Source organism: Rubellimicrobium aerolatum, assembly GCF_017872975.1.
In the GTDB taxonomy this organism is placed as follows: Bacteria; Pseudomonadota; Alphaproteobacteria; order Rhodobacterales; family Rhodobacteraceae; genus Rubellimicrobium; species Rubellimicrobium aerolatum.
In genome coordinates, this window is the sequence record NZ_JAGGJP010000006.1 from 53,553 (window position 1) to 69,137 (window position 15,585).

14 protein-coding genes and 2 pseudogenes are annotated in these 15,585 nt (G+C 73.3%); 7 read left to right on the plus strand and 9 right to left on the minus strand.

Annotation, left to right across the window (positions count from 1 at the left end; translation table 11 throughout):
- Positions 1-26: 26 nt before the first annotated feature.
- The 4 genes and pseudogenes from J2Z33_RS08725 to alr form a co-directional block, all read right to left on the minus strand.
- Positions 27-812: a DNA repair protein gene (locus J2Z33_RS08725; RefSeq protein WP_209839951.1), complete on the minus strand. Its 786-nt coding sequence runs from the start codon at positions 810-812 to the stop codon at positions 27-29.
- A 153-nt stretch (positions 813-965) separates the two neighbouring features.
- Positions 966-1,313 (minus strand): annotated as a pseudogene (locus J2Z33_RS08730) (ATP-binding cassette domain-containing protein); the annotation flags it as partial.
- A gap of 46 nt (positions 1,314-1,359) precedes the next feature.
- Positions 1,360-1,868 (minus strand): annotated as a pseudogene (locus J2Z33_RS08735) (MlaE family ABC transporter permease); the annotation flags it as partial.
- On the minus strand, positions 1,865-2,899 hold the full coding sequence (alr, locus tag J2Z33_RS08740; protein ID WP_209839955.1) for an alanine racemase: 1,035 nt from the start codon (positions 2,897-2,899) through the stop codon (positions 1,865-1,867). The pseudogene J2Z33_RS08735 and the gene alr, both read right to left, overlap by 4 nt.
- A gap of 158 nt (positions 2,900-3,057) precedes the next feature.
- On the opposite strand from alr, the gene J2Z33_RS08745 reads away from it, so the two are divergent.
- Complete coding sequence (locus J2Z33_RS08745; protein WP_209839957.1) at positions 3,058-3,585, plus strand: YcnI family protein; 528 nt, start codon at positions 3,058-3,060, stop codon at positions 3,583-3,585.
- 17 nt (positions 3,586-3,602) lie between these two features.
- On the opposite strand, the gene J2Z33_RS08750 is transcribed toward J2Z33_RS08745, so the two are convergent.
- The 4 genes from J2Z33_RS08750 to pyrC all read right to left on the minus strand — a co-directional run bounded on the left by J2Z33_RS08750 (position 3,603) and on the right by pyrC (position 7,893).
- Positions 3,603-3,755, minus strand: coding sequence for a hypothetical protein (locus J2Z33_RS08750; RefSeq protein WP_209839959.1), 153 nt, complete (start codon positions 3,753-3,755; stop codon positions 3,603-3,605).
- A gap of 137 nt (positions 3,756-3,892) precedes the next feature.
- A complete protein-coding gene (locus J2Z33_RS08755) occupies positions 3,893-5,380 on the minus strand; it encodes a replicative DNA helicase (protein ID WP_245218720.1) in 1,488 nt (495 codons plus the stop codon).
- A gap of 588 nt (positions 5,381-5,968) precedes the next feature.
- Positions 5,969-6,637, minus strand: coding sequence for an orotate phosphoribosyltransferase (locus tag J2Z33_RS08760; RefSeq protein WP_209839961.1), 669 nt, complete (start codon positions 6,635-6,637; stop codon positions 5,969-5,971).
- A gap of 197 nt (positions 6,638-6,834) precedes the next feature.
- Complete coding sequence (gene pyrC / locus J2Z33_RS08765) at positions 6,835-7,893, minus strand: dihydroorotase (RefSeq protein WP_209839963.1); 1,059 nt, start codon at positions 7,891-7,893, stop codon at positions 6,835-6,837.
- A gap of 112 nt (positions 7,894-8,005) precedes the next feature.
- Here pyrC and J2Z33_RS08770 point away from each other — a divergent pair, with 112 nt between their 5' ends.
- A complete protein-coding gene (locus J2Z33_RS08770; RefSeq protein WP_209839965.1) occupies positions 8,006-8,611 on the plus strand; it encodes a hypothetical protein in 606 nt (201 codons plus the stop codon).
- Position 8,612: 1 nt separating this feature from the next.
- On the plus strand, positions 8,613-9,458 hold the full coding sequence (locus J2Z33_RS08775) for a class I SAM-dependent methyltransferase (protein ID WP_209839967.1): 846 nt from the start codon (positions 8,613-8,615) through the stop codon (positions 9,456-9,458).
- 1 nt (position 9,459) lies between these two features.
- Here the strand turns inward: J2Z33_RS08775 and J2Z33_RS08780 are convergent, their stop codons facing one another.
- Positions 9,460-10,710, minus strand: a complete 1,251-nt coding sequence (locus tag J2Z33_RS08780; RefSeq protein WP_209839969.1) for an acyl-CoA dehydrogenase — start codon at positions 10,708-10,710, stop codon at positions 9,460-9,462.
- 199 nt (positions 10,711-10,909) lie between these two features.
- Here J2Z33_RS08780 and J2Z33_RS08785 point away from each other — a divergent pair, with 199 nt between their 5' ends.
- The 4 genes from J2Z33_RS08785 to J2Z33_RS08800 all read left to right on the plus strand — a co-directional run bounded on the left by J2Z33_RS08785 (position 10,910) and on the right by J2Z33_RS08800 (position 15,454).
- On the plus strand, positions 10,910-13,015 hold the full coding sequence (locus J2Z33_RS08785; protein WP_209839971.1) for an OmpA family protein: 2,106 nt from the start codon (positions 10,910-10,912) through the stop codon (positions 13,013-13,015).
- A gap of 83 nt (positions 13,016-13,098) precedes the next feature.
- Entirely contained in the window at positions 13,099-13,458 is a 360-nt protein-coding gene (locus J2Z33_RS08790) for a HesB/IscA family protein (RefSeq protein ID WP_209839973.1), read from the plus strand.
- 59 nt (positions 13,459-13,517) lie between these two features.
- The gene (gene tpiA, locus J2Z33_RS08795) at positions 13,518-14,282 is read left to right on the plus strand and encodes a triose-phosphate isomerase (protein WP_209839975.1); all 765 of its coding nucleotides are present in this window, start codon (positions 13,518-13,520) and stop codon (positions 14,280-14,282) included.
- On the plus strand, positions 14,282-15,454 hold the full coding sequence (locus tag J2Z33_RS08800; RefSeq protein ID WP_209839977.1) for a cytochrome P450: 1,173 nt from the start codon (positions 14,282-14,284) through the stop codon (positions 15,452-15,454). The genes tpiA and J2Z33_RS08800 overlap by 1 nt, the downstream gene beginning before the upstream one ends.
- The last annotated feature ends 131 nt before the right edge of the window (positions 15,455-15,585 follow it).

Below are 15,585 nucleotides of genomic sequence, written 5' to 3' on the forward strand. Positions count from 1 at the left end.
CGTGCCGCATCACGGGCGCGAGGGATCTATTCGGCGGCCGGGAGCTGGCCCAGGGAGACGACGTTGCCGGCATGGGCGGCCGGGCCGTGCGACGCGGGCGCGGGGTCGCGGCGATAGCCCAGGGCCGGGAGGAGCGCCGCGAGCTGGCCGTCGAGCTGCTGGATCTGGGTGGTCACGGTGGCCTCGTCGAGCTCGACGCGGGCATTCCAGTCCATGATCTCGCGGCAGATGGCCATGGCCTCGGCGATGCGCTTGCGCTGCGAGTCCACCTCCTGCTGGCGCTGGGCCAGCACGTCCTTGGCGCGCGTCACGCGCTCGTCGCTGTAGATCTCCGCGAGCTTATGGGACTGCTGGGACATCTGGGCGGCGAGGGTCAGCACGTCGGCCTCCAGGAGCCGGAGGTCGGGGTGCTGGCGGAGGTGGTCGAGCCGTTCGCACACCTGGTCGAACTGGGAGGCCATGGTGAAGGCGCCCTGCCGGTCGGCGGCATGGGCCACATGGTAGGCGCGGGCCACGTCCTCCATGGAGACGCGGAAGTCGCGGTGGCCGCGTTCGAGCGCGAGGACGCGGGAGGAGGCGGGCACGAAGGCGGCCATTAGCGCCAAGAGGAGGGTCAGGGCGACCTGCGCGATGGGGCCGGCCTGGGGCAGGGACTGGCCGCCGAGGGAAGCCTGGAGCTGGAGCCAGGGCAGGACGCCCAAGGCGGAGAGGAGCGTGAGGGCGGCCATCGCGAGGGCCGCCGCGACGACCGCATGGAGGGCCGCCGCGTGGAGGATGCGCGCAAACGTCGCCGCCGTGGCGCGGACTTGCATCGACGCCTTCCTTTCGGGCCGGAGCCCCTTGATTTCCCCCACCAAACGCCGTGGGTCGGGAAGCCAATGGAGTCCCATGCGGGTCGGTTCCCCGCGCCCGGTCATCCTAGCACGGATCGCGTGGCGCGGGGATCAAATCGTGGCCGTTCCGCCTCAGCGGAGCGTGGCGATCGGGCCTTCGGCGCGGCCGTGGGTAAAGTTCTCGATGTAGGGGGCGCCGCTGCGGGCGAGGTCGGCGGCGTGACCCGTCCAGCGAAAGCGCCCGCCGTGGAGGAGCGCCACGCGGTCGGCGACGGTTCGCACGGTGGTCATGTCGTGCGTGATGGTGATGGCGGTGGCGCCGAGGCCGGTCATGGCTTCGCGGATCAGGCGATTGATGACGCCCGCGAGGATCGGGTCGAGGCCCGCCGTGGGCTCGTCGAAGAGGATCGCGGCGGGGCTGGCGGCGATGGCGCGGGCCAGCGCCGCGCGCTTCTGCATCCCGCCCGAGAGCTCGGCCGGGGTAGGATTCGGAGGCGAAGCCTAGCCGCTGCACCGCCAGGAGTCAGCCGCCGGTCACGCCGATCACGTCGCCCACGCCGACGAGGAGCGGCACGGTGAGGAGGCCGGCGAGGACTCGGGGCAGGACCGGATGCTTCATCGGGTCGGTCGAGAGCGTCACCAAGGCGTCGATCCGCTCGGTCACCTTCATGGTCGCGATCTCGGCGGCGATGGAGGAGGTGACGCGGGCGGCGATCATCCGGCCGACGAGGACGGGGCCCAGCTCGCGCACCATGCCGATGGCGACGATCTGGGGGACCACCTCCTCGGCCCCGAAGCGGTTGCCGCCGGCGTGGATCTGGAGCGCGAGCGCGCCGCCGGTGAGGAGCGCAGCAAGGCCCACGACGGGGAGCGAGAGCCAGCCGATCTGAAGCAGCGCCGCCGCGATCTCGCGCCCGCGGAAGGGGGGCGCAGCGCATGGCTGAAGGTCCGGGCGGTGAGGATCGGGAAGCGGCCGAGGCCCGCGAGGAGGCCCAGCGCCCAGGCGTCGAGCCGGGCCAGGGCCGCGAGGATCATCCCCGATAGGCGCGGGCGTAGCGGGAGCCCAGCGAGGTCAGCACCTCGTAGCCGATGGTGCCCGCCGATTCGCCCAGGCGGTCGATGCCCTGCTTGGGGCCCAGGATTGTCAGGGCCTCGGGCGTCCCGTCGAGGTCGGTCACGTCCACGATCAGGAGGTCCATCGAGACGCGGCCCACGGCGGGGCAGGGCTTGTCGCCATTCCAGAGGGTGAGCCGGTGGCTGAGGCTGCGGAGGAGCCCGTCGGCGTAGCCCGCCGCCACGGTGGCGAGCCGCGAGGGCCGCTGCGCCTGCCAGGTGTTGCCGTAGCCCGCGACCTCGCCCTCCTGCAACTCGCGGACCTGGATCACGGGGAGGTCGAGCGCCACCACGGGTTGCGCGTGCTCGAAGGGGAGGCCGCCGTAGAGGCCGATGCCGGGGCGCACGAGGTCGAAATGGTAGTCGGGCCCGAGGAGGATGCCGCCCGTCGCCGAGAGCGAGCGCGGCACGTTCAGCCCGTCCGTCATCTGGCGGAAGAGGTCGAGCTGGTAGGGGTTCATCGGGTGGTCGGGCTCGTCCGCGCAGGCGAGGTGGCTCATCAGCAGGACGGGGGCCTGCGAGAGCGCGATCTCGGCCACGGCGGCCCATTCGGCCCACTCGAAGCCGAGGCGGTTCATGCCGGTGTCGAGCTGGAGGCCGAAGGGCTGCTCGGGCATCGATTCGAGGTGGCGGGTGAGCTGCTCCACGGAGTTGAGCATCGGCGTCAGGCCGCATTCGGCGAGGAGGCGGGCGTCGCCCTCCATGTGGCCGCCGAGGACCAGGATCTCGGGCCCCGGACCCAGCGCGCGGCGGAGCGCGAAGCCTTCCTCGGCGTAGGCGACGAAGAAGCGCCGCGCCCCGGCCTCGGCCAGCGCGCGGGCCACGGGGCCGACGCCCAGGCCGTAGGCGTCGGCCTTGACGACCGGCGCGGCCTCGGTGCGCGCCAGGGAGGCCAGCGCCTTCCAGTTGGAGACGATGGCGGAGAGATCGATGGAGAGGCGGCCAGTTCCCATGGGCGGCGTCATGGCAGGAGAGGCGCGGGGCGGCAAGGGGCGGCCCCGCGCCGGAAGGTTGCGGCGGGACAAATTGCCCGACGGCGGGGCGGGGTAGGAGCGGGGCGTGTTCCCTGATTGCCCACGCGGTCCCGAGAGGACCCCAGACGGAGACGACGATGACCCCCAGGACCTTGGCCCTCGCGGGCGCCTTCCTTGCCACGCTCGCCGCTCCGGCGCTGGCGCACGTGAGCTTCGAGACTGCCGAGGCGGCGGCGGGCAGCACCTACAAGGGGGTCCTGCGCGTGGGGCACGGCTGCGACGGGGCGGCGACCACGGCGCTTCGCGTCCGCATCCCGGACGGGGTGGTCAACGTGAAGCCGATGCCCAAGCCGGGCTGGACCTTGGAGACGGTGGTCGGCTCCTACGCCGAGCCGGCGGTGCTGCACGGCGAGACGGTGACGGAGGGCGTGCGCGAGGTGGTCTGGAGCGGCGGCGCGCTGCCGGACGAGTGGTTCGACGAGTTCGTGATCCGCGCCGTGCTGCCCGAAGGGGAGACGGGGCGCCCGCTCTACTTCCCGGTCGTGCAGGAGTGCGGCGCGGCGTCGGTCGAGTGGACGGAGATCCCGGCCGAGGGGCAGGACGCGCACGACCTGGAGGAGCCCGCGCCGGTCGTCACGCTGACGGGCGCGGCGCATACGCACTGAGGAGGGCGGGCCGGCGGTCAGACCCTCGGGTCGAGCGGGTCGAGGTCGGGGTCCACGCCCTGCTTGTCGCCTTCGCCCGCCTGGCCGGGAACCGTGTCGCGGGCGAGGTGGGCCGCCGAGGTGCCCTCGCCCACGTCCGGCAGCCCCGTCTTCAGGGTCTCGGACGGCACGTCGGCGTTGACGATGCTCTGGCGTTGCTCCTGGGGCGGCGTGGTCGGGTCGGTGGATATGGGCGCGGCTCCTGCGTGGCGTCGATTCCGTCCCAACGGCGGGGCTGGCGGGAGCGTTCCGCAGGCTGCGCCGCGACCTACCGATCCTCGCCCTGCCAAGCCTTCGCCAGATTGCCGAAGCGGGTGAAGCGGCCTTCGAACGAAAGCTCTACGGTGCCGATGGGGCCGTGGCGCTGCTTGCCGATGACGACCTCGGCCCGGCCGTGGAGACGCTCCATCTCCTCCTGCCACTTGGCCATCTTTTCGAGCTCGTGCTCGCCGGGCTTCTCGCGCTCCTTGTAGTATTCCTCGCGGAACACGAACATCACCACGTCGGCGTCCTGCTCGATGGAGCCGGATTCGCGGAGGTCGGAAAGCTGCGGGCGCTTGTCCTCGCGGTTCTCCACCTGGCGGGAGAGCTGGGACAGGGCGACCACGGGGATGTCGAGCTCCTTGGCGATGGCCTTGAGGCCTTGCGTGATCTCGGACACCTCGTTCACCCGGCTGTCCTTGGCGGTCGCGGGGCGGATGAGCTGGAGGTAGTCCACCATCAGCACGTCGAGGCCGTGGGTCCGCTTAAGGCGGCGGGCGCGGGCGGCGAGCTGGTTGATGGGGATCGCGGCCGTGTCGTCGATGAAGAGGGGGCAGGCTTCGAGGTCCTTCGCCGCTTCCACGAAGCGACGAAATTCCGCTTCCGTCATGTCGCCGCGGCGGATCTGCTCGGAGGGGACCTCGGAGGCCTCGGAGAGGACGCGGGCGGCGAGCTGCTCGGCGGACATCTCCAGGGAGAAGAAGCCGACGACGCCGCCGTTGACCGTGCCCTCGGTGCCGTCGGGGCGACGGCCGCGGCGGTAGGCCTTGGCGATGTTGAAGGCGATGTTGGTGGCGAGCGAGGTCTTGCCCATCGAGGGGCGGCCGGCGAGGATCAGGAGGTCCGAGGGGTGGAGGCCGCCGAGCTTCTTGTCGAGGTCGATGAGGCCCGTCGAGATGCCGGCGAGGCCGCCGTCGCGCTGGTAGGCGGCGTTCGCGGACTGCACGGCGTCGGTGACGGCGCGGAGGAAGGACTGGAAGCCGGTCTCGGACTTGCCCTGCTCGGCCATCTTGTAGAGGGCCGATTCGGCCTGGATGATCTGCTCGGCCGGGGGGCTTTCGACCTCGACGGTCGCGGCGCGGTCGGCGATCTCCTTGCCCAGCTTGATGAGCTCGCGCCGGATGGCGAGGTCGTAGATCAGTTGGGCGTAGTCGCGGGCGGCGAAGCCGGAGATGGCGGCGGCGGCGAGGCGGGCGAGGTAGGCGGGGCCGCCGAGTTCCTTGAGGCCCTCGTCGGCTTCGAGGAAGGCCTTGAGGGTGACGGGGGAGGCCAGCGCGTTCTTGAGGATGCGGGATTTCGCGACCTCGTAGATGCGGGCGTGGACGGGGTCGTAGAAGTGCTCGGGCCCGACGATCGCGGAGATGCGGTCGAAGATGTCGTTGTTCGTCAGGATCGCGCCGAGGATCTGCTGCTCGGCCTCGATGCTGTGGGGCATCGCTTCCTGGATGGCAGGCTCGGCGGGCTGGCGCGGCCGGAAGGGCGCGATCTCGGTCATCACTCGGGCCTCGTGTTCGTCTTCTGTTTTCTTAGCTCCTATGCCGAGTCGGGCACAGCGACAAACGGTGAATCCTGTGGGCGGCCCTGTGGATGAATCGAAGGGGCCTGGGGACAACAGCCCCGGGGGCCGGTTGGCGCGTATTCGACGCGTGGCGGGCGGGTCTTTGCGGCCCCGTCCCGGCGCAATCCAGCGCGGGGGTGGGTCCTCCCGGTCGGGCGCCGGCCGCACGGCGTCCTGTCAAACAGCGGTTGTCGCCCCGGCGGCGAGGAGTCCGAAGGCGCGACAGGTGGTCTGGTCGCGCGGGCGGTCCCGGGGCGTCGTGTGCGAGGAGGATCGCACGCAGGCGTTAACGCCGTCCGACAGCAACGAACGCTCAGGCGCGATTCGCGCAACACCCCCGGGCCGGAGCGCGGGTGGGGGCGTCGCTTGCGTATTTGGGCCAAGTTGAGGGGGCAGGCGCGGGCGGCGGGGCTGGCGCGGGGGCCGCTGGCGCAAGGTGGGGTGGAACCCCCCTTCCGAGGGGCGCGCGTGGGATGGCGCCTGACCCCGAGGCCTGTGGCCCGGAAGCACGCGCCCGAGGCGGGCTCAGGCGGGGTGCCAGCCTTCGGGGTCGTGGAGGTAGGATTCGACGGCCGCCAGGGTCTCGGCGTCGAAGGCCCCGCAGCGGCGGGCCTCGGCGAGGACGTCCCACCAGGTGCAGAGGGAATGGAGCGCGACGCCCTCGGCGGCGAGCCGCGCGTGCATCTCGGGGAAGATGCCGTAGGCGAAGATCACCGCCGTGTGGGCGCAGGTCGCCCCGGTGTCGCGGATGGCCTGCACGAAGGACAGCTTGGAGCCGCCGTCGGTGGCGAGGTCCTCGACCAGCAGGACGCGCTGGCCCTCGGTCATCACGCCCTCGATGCGGGCGTTCCGGCCGTAGCCCTTGGGCTTCTTGCGGACGTAGGTCATGGGGAGGGCCATGCGCTCGGCGACCAGGGCGGCGAAGGGGATGCCCGCCGTCTCGCCGCCGGCGATGTTGTCGAAGGCCTCCAGCCCGGCTTCGCGCATCACCGTCACGCAGAGGAAGTCCATCAGCGCCGCGCGGATGCGCGGGAAGGAGATCAGGCGGCGGCAGTCGATGTAGGTGGGGGCCTTGCGACCGCTCGCGTGGGTGAAGGGCTCGCGGGCGTTGAAGTGGACGGCGTTCACCTCCAGCAGCATGGCGGCGGAGAGGCGCGCGATCTCCTCGCGCGGGGGGAAGCTGGTGGGGATCATGGCGGCGGCTCCTGCGGCGGTCGGGGGCCGCATAGGACGGATGGGCGGGGGACGGAAGGGGGACAGGGGCGCGGTGGGGAGGAGCCCCGCCGCGTGGGGGCGGGCGTGGGATGGTGGCGCAGGGCGGGGTTCATTTCGCCAGCGTTGCGCCTCGTGGCGGGGTGAACCCCGCCCTACGGAGGCGAAATGGCGGGGCGTCAGCCCTCGACGCGCCAGTGGAGCGGGAAGCCGGGGTCGAACACCGTCACGGGGCCGTCGTCGGTGGGGATGCTCGCGGGAGGGGTCCAGGGCTCGCCCTTGGTCAGCGTGATCCGCTCCTCGTTGGGGGGGAGGCCGTAGAAGCGGGGGCCGTTCAGGGAGGCGAAGGATTCGAGGCGGTCCAGCTCCTCGGCGGCCTCGAAGACCTCGGCCAGGATGGGGAGCGTCACCGGGGCGGTGAAGCAGCCGGCGCAGCCGCAGGGCTGGAGCTTGGCCGCGTCGGTGTGCGGGGCGGAATCGGTGCCGAGGAAGAACCGCTCGTCGCCCGAGATGGCGGCTTGCACCAGGGCGATGCGGTGCGATTCGCGCTTGGCGACGGGGAGGCAGTAGTAGTGGGGGCGGATGCCGCCGGCGAGGATGGCGTTGCGGTTGATGACGAGGTGGTGGGTGGTGATCGTCGCCGCCATGTTGCGGGGCTGGTCGCGCACGAAGTCCACGCCGTCCTGGGTGGTCACATGTTCAAGCACGATCCGCAGGTCGGGGACGCGGCGGCGCAGGGGCTTGAGCACGCGGTCGATGAAGGCGGCCTCGCGGTCGAAGATGTCCACCTGGGGGTCCGTGACCTCGCCGTGGAGGCAGAGGGGCATCCCGATCTCGGCCATCCGCTCCAGCACCGGGCGCACGCGGTCGAGGTCGCGGACGCCGGCGTGGGAGTTGGTGGTGGCGCCGGCGGGGTAGAGCTTCACCGCTTGCGCGACCCCCGACAGGAAGGCGCGGGCCACGTCGTCGGGGTCGGTGGATTCGGTGAGGTAGAGGGTCATCAGCGGCTCGAACCGGGCGCCCTCGGGGAGGGCGGCGCGGATGCGGTCGCGGTAGGCGCTCGCCTGCGCGCCCGTCACCACCGGCGGGACGAGGTTCGGCATGACGATGGCGCGGGCGAAGTCGCGGGCCGAGTGCGGGGCCACGGCGCGGAGCATGGCGCCGTCGCGCAGGTGCAGGTGCCAGTCGTCGGGGCGGCGGAGCGTGAGGCGGGTCGGGGCGGGGGCGCGGTGCGGCATGGCGGCGGGGTAGCACGGGCGGCCCCTTGCCGCCAGAGCGGGGCGGCGGGGGTCGGGGGTTGCGAGGGCGGCCGGGCGGGTATTACGACGGGATGTCCGACGGAGATCCCCCATGCGCCTGCCGATTCTCCTTGCCCTCCTGACCCTGGGCGGTCCCGTCGCGGCCGGTTGCCTGGGGTCGGCGGACCTGGGGGCGGGGGTGGTGGCGCGCTTCGCCAGCGGCGATTCGGCGTTGCTGCGGCGGGGGGGCGACGGGGCGATCGTGGTCGAGGAGCGGCGGGCGGACGGTCGGCCGGGGATGCGGCTGCGGGCGGCGCATGGGGTCTACGTCTTCGAGGAGGTCTCGCTCGACGCGCAGGGCGGGCCGCTGCCCGAGACGCTGGTGGGCGTGGTCTATCCGCAGGCGCCGCTGACGCTGCCGCCGCCCGCGCCGGGGCGGGGCTGGTCGGGGATGACGACGTTGCGCCACGCCACCGGGCCGGCGCGGTCGGAGCTGACGACCGTCGGCTTCTCGCAGGTGCCGCCGCTGGAGATCGGCGACTGCGCCTATCGGGCGGTCGGGGTAGAGGTGCGCTACGACTGGGGCAAGTCCGGGGCGCTGCGGCTGCGGATGGCCTACCTGCCCGAGCTAGGGGCGGCGCTGCTGCTGTCGCGGGAGCCGGAGGGCCGGCCGGCGCGCGGCGCGGTGCCGGTGGCGCTGGAGCGGATGGGGGAGTGACATGGCGAACGAGGATCAGGCGGAGTTCTGGAACGGCGAGGTCGGGCGGCTCTGGACGGTCCACGAGCGGGCGCTGGAGGGGCTGACGGCGGAGGTCTCGGACCTCCTGCTCGGGCGGGCGGCGTCGGGGCCGGGCGAGCGGGTGCTGGAGGTGGGCTGCGGCGGCGGCGCGCTGTCGGTCCGGCTGGCGCGGGCGGTCGCGCCGGGCGGGTCGGTGCTGGGGCTCGACATCTCGGGGCCGCTGCTGGCGCGGGCGGAGGCGCGACGGGCGGCGGAGGGGGTGACGGGGCTGGCGTTCCGGCGGGACGACGCGCAGGTGGCGGCGCTGCCCCCGGCCGGGTTCGACCTCGTGGCGTCGCAGTTCGGGTCGATGTTCTTCGCGGACCCGGTGGCGGCGTTCCGCAATCTGCGGGGGGCGCTGCGGCCCGGCGGGCGGATGGTGCTGGTCGCCTGGGGGCCGCTCTCGGGGAACCCGTTCTTCACGCTGGCGCGCGACGCCGCCGTGCGGCGGGTCGGGCCGCCGGTGGAGGTCACGCCGGCGGGCGCGCCGGGGCCCTTTGCCTTCGCCGACGCGGGCCGGGTGGTCGGGCTGCTGGAGGCGGCGGGCTTCGCGGAGGTCCGGGGCGAGGGCGTGGCGCTGCGGCTGCACCCGCCGGGCGGGGCGGAGGAGGTGGCGGGGCTGGCCACCTCGCTCGGCCCCGCCGTCCGCATCCTGGCGGCGGCGGAGGCCACCGAGGCGGACCGGCGGGCGGTGCGCGAGGAACTGGCGGCGGCCTACCGGGCCTTTGCCACGCCCGAGGGCATCCGCATCCCGAGCGTGGTGAACCTGTTCGATGCGCGGGCCTGAGCTACTGGAAGGCCTGGAGCCCGGTCTGCGCGCGCCCGAGGATCAGGGCGTGCACGTCGTGGGTGCCTTCGTAGGTGTTCACCGTTTCCAGGTTGATCATGTGGCGCATCACCGGGAAGGCGTCGGAGATGCCGTTGCCTCCCAGCATGTCGCGGGCGGCGCGGGCGATGTCGAGCGCCTTGCCGCAGTTGTTGCGCTTCATCAAGGAGACGGATTCGGGCGAGGCGGTGCCCGCCTCCATCATGCGGCCAAGCGCGAGCGCCCCCTGGAGGCCAAGGGCGATGTCGGTCTGCATGTCGGCGAGCTTCTTCTGGAAGAGCTGGGTCTGGGCGAGGGGGCGGCCGAACTGCCGGCGGTCGAGGCCATACTGGCGGGCGGCGTGCCAGCAGGCCTCGGCCGCGCCCATCACGCCCCAGGCGATGCCGTAGCGGGCGCGGTTGAGGCAGCCGAAGGGACCCTTGAGGCCCTCGACGCCCGGAAGGAGCGCGTCCTCGGGGACCTCCACGTCGGCCAGGACGATCTGGCCGGTGGGGGAGGCGCGCAGGCTGAGCTTGCCGTCGATCCGGGGCGCGGAGAGGCCGGGGGTGCCCTTGTCGAGGACGAATCCCCGGATGCGGCCGCCATGCGCCTCGGACTTGGCCCAGACCACGAAGACGTCGGCCATCGGCGCGTTGCTGATCCAGGTCTTGGTGCCGTTCAGCAGATAGCCGTTCGCGGTCCTGCGGGCGCTGGTCCGCATCCCGCCGGGGTCGGAGCCGGCGTCGGGCTCGGTCAGGCCGAAGCAGCCGATCAGGCTTCCGGCGGCGAGGCCGGGCAGGTAGCGGGCGCGCTGGGCGTCGGTGCCGTAGGCGTGGATCGGATACATGACCAGCGAGGACTGGACGGACATCATCGAGCGGTAGCCGGAGTCGACCCGCTCCACCTCGCGCGCGACGAGCCCGTAGGACACGTAACCCGCGCCGAGGCCCCCGAAGGATTCGGGGATGGTGACGCCGAGGAGGCCGGCCTCGCCCATCTCCGCGAAGATCGCCGGGTCGGCGGACTCCTCGGCGTAGGCCTGGCGGACGCGGGGGGCGAGGCGTCCTTCCGCGAAGCGGCGGGCGGCGTCGCGGAGCATCCGCTCGTCCTCGGAGAGCTGGTCTTCCAGCCGCAAGGGGTCGGTCCAGTCGAAGGAGGACAGGCCGGGGCCGTGGCCGGACGGGTCGGGGCTCGACGGGTTGGCGGGGGGGGCGATCCGCGTGGTCTCGTTCATGGCGCGTCCTCCTGTTCGCGGGGAGGAGGGTAGGGACTGCAAGGCGGGGCCGCAATGGCGGGCGGGTGGGCCGGGTTATGCGCCGGGGGCGCGGCGCTATTGCCTAGCGGCGCGGGGGAAACCACGTGGGCTGCCATGCGTTGATCGCGGATCGCGCCGCCGCGCCGTCGGCGCGCGTCCGCCGGGAGGAAAGCAGTTCATGACGACACGACCCATCCGCGCCACCACGGCGCTGATCGCCACCCTGTCGCTCCTCGTGCCGCCGGGGCCGCTGGTGCCCGAGGCGCGGGCCCAGGAGGGCGAGCAGCAGGCCTGCCCCGACGGCTCGGCGCCGCCCTGCGCCGAGGCGGAGGCGGGGCCCGAGGGCGGCGAGGCCGAGGCAGCGCCGGAGATCGAGGAGCCGGAGGCGGCGGCGGAGGAGGCTCCGGCGGAGGAAGCGCCCGCCGAGGAGGTCGAAGCCCCGACCGAGGCCCCGACCGAGGCCCCGACCGAGGCCCCGACCGAGGCTCCGACCGAGGCCCCGACCGAGGCGGAGGACGATGCGGCACGGGCCGAGGAACAGGCTGCGGCTCAGGCGGAGGCCGAGGCTGCGGCGGAAGCGGAGTCTCGGGCCGAGGCGGAGCGGCAGGCGGCCGAGCAGGCGGCTGCGGCGGAAGCGCAGGCTCAGGCGGAAGCCGAGGCGGCGGCCGAGGCCGAGCGGCAGGCGGCGGATGACGCCGAGCGGCAGGCCGCCGAGGAGGCCGCCCGGGCCGAAGCGGAGGCGGCGGCTCAGGCCGAAGCCGAGGCGCAGGCGGCGGAAGCGGAGGCGGCGGAGGAGGCTGCCCGGGCCGAGGCGGAGGCCGAGGTGGCTCCCGCTGAGACGGGCGAGGAGCCGGCCGGGGCGGAGCCCGAGGCGCAGGCGGCCGAGGAGTCGGTGCCGGAGGCGGCTGCGGAGGACGCCGCCGATGTGGCTGCGGACGAGGCGGCGGATGAGTCGGCTTCGGACGAGGCGGCGGCTGCGGCTGCGGAAGCCGAGGCGACGGAATCGGAGAACCTGGAGGAGGCCGACCGCCGGGCCATCGCCGAGGCCGAGGCGCAGGCCCGCGCCGAGGCCGAGGCGGCCGCCGCCGAGGACGCGGCGGCTCGGGCCGGGGCGGAGGAGAGCGCCCGCGCCCAGGCCGACGAGGAGGCCGCCGAGGAGATGGCGCGCGCCGCCGAGGCGGAGGCGGAGGCCGAGGCGGCCCGCGAGGCGGCGGAAGCGGCCGAGGAGCGCGCCGTCGAGGCCGCCTCGGCCGAGGAGGAGCAGCCCGAGGGGGCCGAGGTCGAGGTCCGCACCATCGGCGCGGACGAGGTGCGCTCGGCCACGGAGGACTTCGCCACCGACCTGTCGGGCGAGGCGCGCAACGACGGCGACGACGAGGGCCTGAGCAACCTGGAGAAGGCGCTGCTGCTGGGCCTCGGCGCGGCGGCGGTGGGGACGTTCCTAGGCAACGGGCGCGAGGAGGTGGTGGCGAACTCGGGCGACCGGGTGGTGACGCGCAACGACCTGACCGGCGGCTACGAGGTCTATCGCGACGACGACGCCATCCTGCGGCAGGCGGGGTCGCAGGTGCGGACCGAGAGTTTCCGCGACGGGTCCACGCGGACCTTCCTGACGCGCGAGGACGGGACGCAGGTCGTCACCGTCCGCGACGCCGAGGGCCGGGTGCTGCGGCGGGCGCGGGTGCTGCCGGACGGCAGCCAGGTGGAGCTGTTCAACGACCTGGAGGCGTCGGAGCCTGTGGACGTGCGGCGGCTGCTGGACGAGGCGCCGCCGCCGGTGGTGGTGTCGTCGGGCGATCTCGACGTGGCGGAGCTGCGGGCGCTGCTGGACCGGGAAAGCGGCTACGATCCCGGGCGGCGCTTCACGCTCCGGCAGGTGCGCGAGATCGCGGCGGTGCGGAACCTCGTGCCGGCCATCGACCTGCAGGTGAGCTTCCCGACGGGCTCGGCGGCGATTCCGGGGAACGAACTGTCGAATCTCGTGCGGATGGGGGTGCTGATCGAGGACTCGCTGGAGGCGAATCCCGGCGAGGTGTTCCTGATCGAGGGGCACACGGACGCGGTGGGCTCGGAGGCGGCGAACCTGGCGCTGTCGGACCGGCGGGCGGAGTCGGTGGCGCTGGCGCTGGCCGAGAACTTCGACATCCCGCCGGAGAACCTGGTGGTGCAGGGCTATGGCGAGGAGTTCCTGAAGGTGCGGACCGAAGGGCCGGAGGGCGACAACCGGCGGGCGACGCTGCGGCGGATCACGCCGCTCCTCGGGCTGGCGGTGGCCTCGCGCTGAACGGGTGGGGGGTCGCGGGCGCGGCCCCCTTTTCACGCGCGGGTCGGGGCCTTATCTGTGGGGCCTGACCTGGAGGCCCCCCGATGTTCTCGATCCCCGGAAAGCAGGCCGTGACCCTGACCCCCGCCGCCGCGCGGCAGATCGCCCGCATGATGGAGCGGGAGGGGCGGACGGGCCTGCGCGTGGGCGTCAAGAAGGGCGGCTGCGCGGGCATGGAATACACCATGGACTGGGCCGAGACGGTCAACCCGCTCGACGAGGTGGTGGAGCAGGACGGCGCGCGGGTGATGATCGCGCCCATGGCGCAGATGTTCCTGATCGGCACGGTGATCGACTACGAAATGTCGCTGCTTGAGGCCGGGTTCCGGTTCCGCAACCCCAACGTCGTGGAGGCCTGCGGCTGCGGCGAGTCGGTCAAGTTCGCGGACGCGCCCGCGCGCTGACCCTTCCCGCCGTCCGGGCCCGCTGCTAACCCTGTCCCGCCGCCAACGGAGGGATCGGGATGCGCCGCAAGCTTGCCGCCGGGAACTGGAAGATGAACGGGACGGCCGCGAGCCTGTCCGAGGTGGAGGCGCTGATCGCCGCTCATCCTTCGCCGGGAGTGGAGATCCTGCTTTGCCCGCCGGCGACGCTGGTCGGGCGGCTGGCGGCTCTGAAGGGGCAGCATTCGCTGATGGTCGGCGGGCAGGACTGCCACGCCAAGGCCTCGGGGGCGCATACGGGCGACGTGGCGGCGGCGCAGCTCGCCGATGCCGGGGCAACCCATGTCATCGTCGGCCATTCGGAGCGGCGGGCGGACCATGGCGAGAGCGACGAGGCGGTGGCGGACAAGGCGCGGGCGGCCTGGAGCGCGGGGCTCGTCGCGGTGATCTGCCTGGGCGAGACGCTGGCCGAGCGCGAGGCGGGGCGGACGCTGGAGGTCGTGGGGCGTCAGCTCGACGCGAGCGTGCCAGAAGGGGCGACGGGGCTCAACACCGTGGTCGCGTATGAGCCGGTGTGGGCCATCGGGACCGGGCTCACGCCGACGAGTGAGCAGATCGCCGAGGTGCACGACTTCCTGCGGTCGCGGCTGTCGGCGCGGCTGGGAGCGGACGCGGCCCATGTGCGGCTGCTCTATGGCGGCAGCGTGAAGGCATCGAACGCCGCCGAGATCTTCGCCATCCCCGAAGTGGATGGGGCGCTGGTGGGGGGCGCGAGCCTCAGGGCCGCCGACTTCTCGCCCATCGTCAAGGCGTTGGAGCAGGCGGCGGAGATCGAGCTGCCCTGATGCTGCGGCTGTCGCAGGCGCCGACCGATCCGGCCTTCGTCCAGGACCCTTATCCGTTCTACGACCGCGCGCGGGCAGGGGGCGACCTGTTCTGGTGGGAGGAGTACGGCCTTCCCTGCGCCGTGTCGCACCGGGCGGTGGCGGCGCTGCTGCGCGACCGGCGGCTCGGGCGGGAGGCGCCGGCGGAGATGGCGACGGGCTGGCCCGGGCACGTCCGGCCCTTCTACGACATCGAGGCCCATTCGATGCTGGAGCTGGAGCCGCCCCGGCACACGCGGCTGCGTGGGCTGGTGCTGCGGGCCTTCACCTCGCGGCGGATCGCGGCGATGGGACCAGAGATCGCGGCGCTTTGCGATCGGCTGATCGACGGGTTCCCGGAGGGGACGTTCGACCTGCTCGACGCCTATGGGCGGGTGATCCCGGTGGTGGTGATCGCGCGGCTGCTGGGGGTGCCGGAGGAGCGCGCGGGCGATCTGCTGCGCTGGTCGAACGCTATGGTGGCGATGTACCAGGCGCGGCGGACGCGGGAGGTCGAGGACGCGGCGGTGGAGGCGGCGCTCGCGTTCCGGGGCTTCGTCGAGGAGACGATCGCGGCGCGGCGGACGCGGCCAGGGGACGACCTGCTGACGCACCTGATCGCGGCGGAGGAGGCGGGGGAGCGGCTCTCGACCGACGAACTGGTGACGACCTGCATCCTGCTGCTGAACGCCGGGCACGAGGCGACCGTGCACACGATGGGGAACGGCGCCAAGGCTCTGCTGGAGCATGAGGTTCGGGATGTAACCGAAGCTGCCGTCGAGGAGATCCTGCGGTTCGACCCGCCGCTGCATATGTTCACGCGCTGGGTCTACGAGGACGTGGAGCTGTTCGGGCATCCGTTCCGGCGGGGGGATCGGGTGGCGCTGCTGCTTGGGGCGGCGAATCGCGATCCGCTGGCCTATGCCGGGCCGGGGCAGTTCGACCCGGCGCGGGAGGGGCCGGCGAACGTGGCCTTCGGCGGCGGCATCCACTTCTGCGTGGGGGCGCCGCTGGCGCGGCTGGAGTTGGTGATCGGACTCGGGCGGCTGTTCGAGCGGTGTCCGGGGCTGCGGCTGGCCGAGGCGCCGCGCTATGGGGACGTGTATCACTTTCGCGGGCTGGAGCGGTTGGTCGTGACGACCGGCGGCGCGTGAACCTTGGGCCGGTGGCTGGAGAGCCGCGCACCCTACGGAGGCCGTCGCTGGCCGGAGAGCGAAGGGCGGGCTTCAGCCCGCCATGGGGGCGCTGGCGGCGCGGTCGTGTAGCGGGCTGAAGCCCGCCCAAC

Bases quoted from the DNA above. Each gene is read 5' to 3' on its own strand.
- J2Z33_RS08725 (WP_209839951.1), bottom strand. From the start codon at position 812: ATGCAAGTCCGCGCCACGGCGGCGACGTTTGCGCGCATCCTCCACGCG.
- alr (WP_209839955.1), bottom strand. From the start codon at position 2,899: ATGGGAACTGGCCGCCTCTCCATCGATCTCTCCGCCATCGTCTCCAAC.
- J2Z33_RS08745 (WP_209839957.1), top strand. From the start codon at position 3,058: ATGACCCCCAGGACCTTGGCCCTCGCGGGCGCCTTCCTTGCCACGCTC.
- J2Z33_RS08755 (WP_245218720.1), bottom strand. From the start codon at position 5,380: ATGACCGAGATCGCGCCCTTCCGGCCGCGCCAGCCCGCCGAGCCTGCC.
- J2Z33_RS08760 (WP_209839961.1), bottom strand. From the start codon at position 6,637: ATGATCCCCACCAGCTTCCCCCCGCGCGAGGAGATCGCGCGCCTCTCC.
- pyrC (WP_209839963.1), bottom strand. From the start codon at position 7,893: ATGCCGCACCGCGCCCCCGCCCCGACCCGCCTCACGCTCCGCCGCCCC.
- J2Z33_RS08770 (WP_209839965.1), top strand. From the start codon at position 8,006: ATGCGCCTGCCGATTCTCCTTGCCCTCCTGACCCTGGGCGGTCCCGTC.
- J2Z33_RS08775 (WP_209839967.1), top strand. From the start codon at position 8,613: ATGGCGAACGAGGATCAGGCGGAGTTCTGGAACGGCGAGGTCGGGCGG.
- J2Z33_RS08780 (WP_209839969.1), bottom strand. From the start codon at position 10,710: ATGAACGAGACCACGCGGATCGCCCCCCCCGCCAACCCGTCGAGCCCC.
- J2Z33_RS08785 (WP_209839971.1), top strand. From the start codon at position 10,910: ATGACGACACGACCCATCCGCGCCACCACGGCGCTGATCGCCACCCTG.
- J2Z33_RS08790 (WP_209839973.1), top strand. From the start codon at position 13,099: ATGTTCTCGATCCCCGGAAAGCAGGCCGTGACCCTGACCCCCGCCGCC.
- tpiA (WP_209839975.1), top strand. From the start codon at position 13,518: ATGCGCCGCAAGCTTGCCGCCGGGAACTGGAAGATGAACGGGACGGCC.
- J2Z33_RS08800 (WP_209839977.1), top strand. From the start codon at position 14,282: ATGCTGCGGCTGTCGCAGGCGCCGACCGATCCGGCCTTCGTCCAGGAC.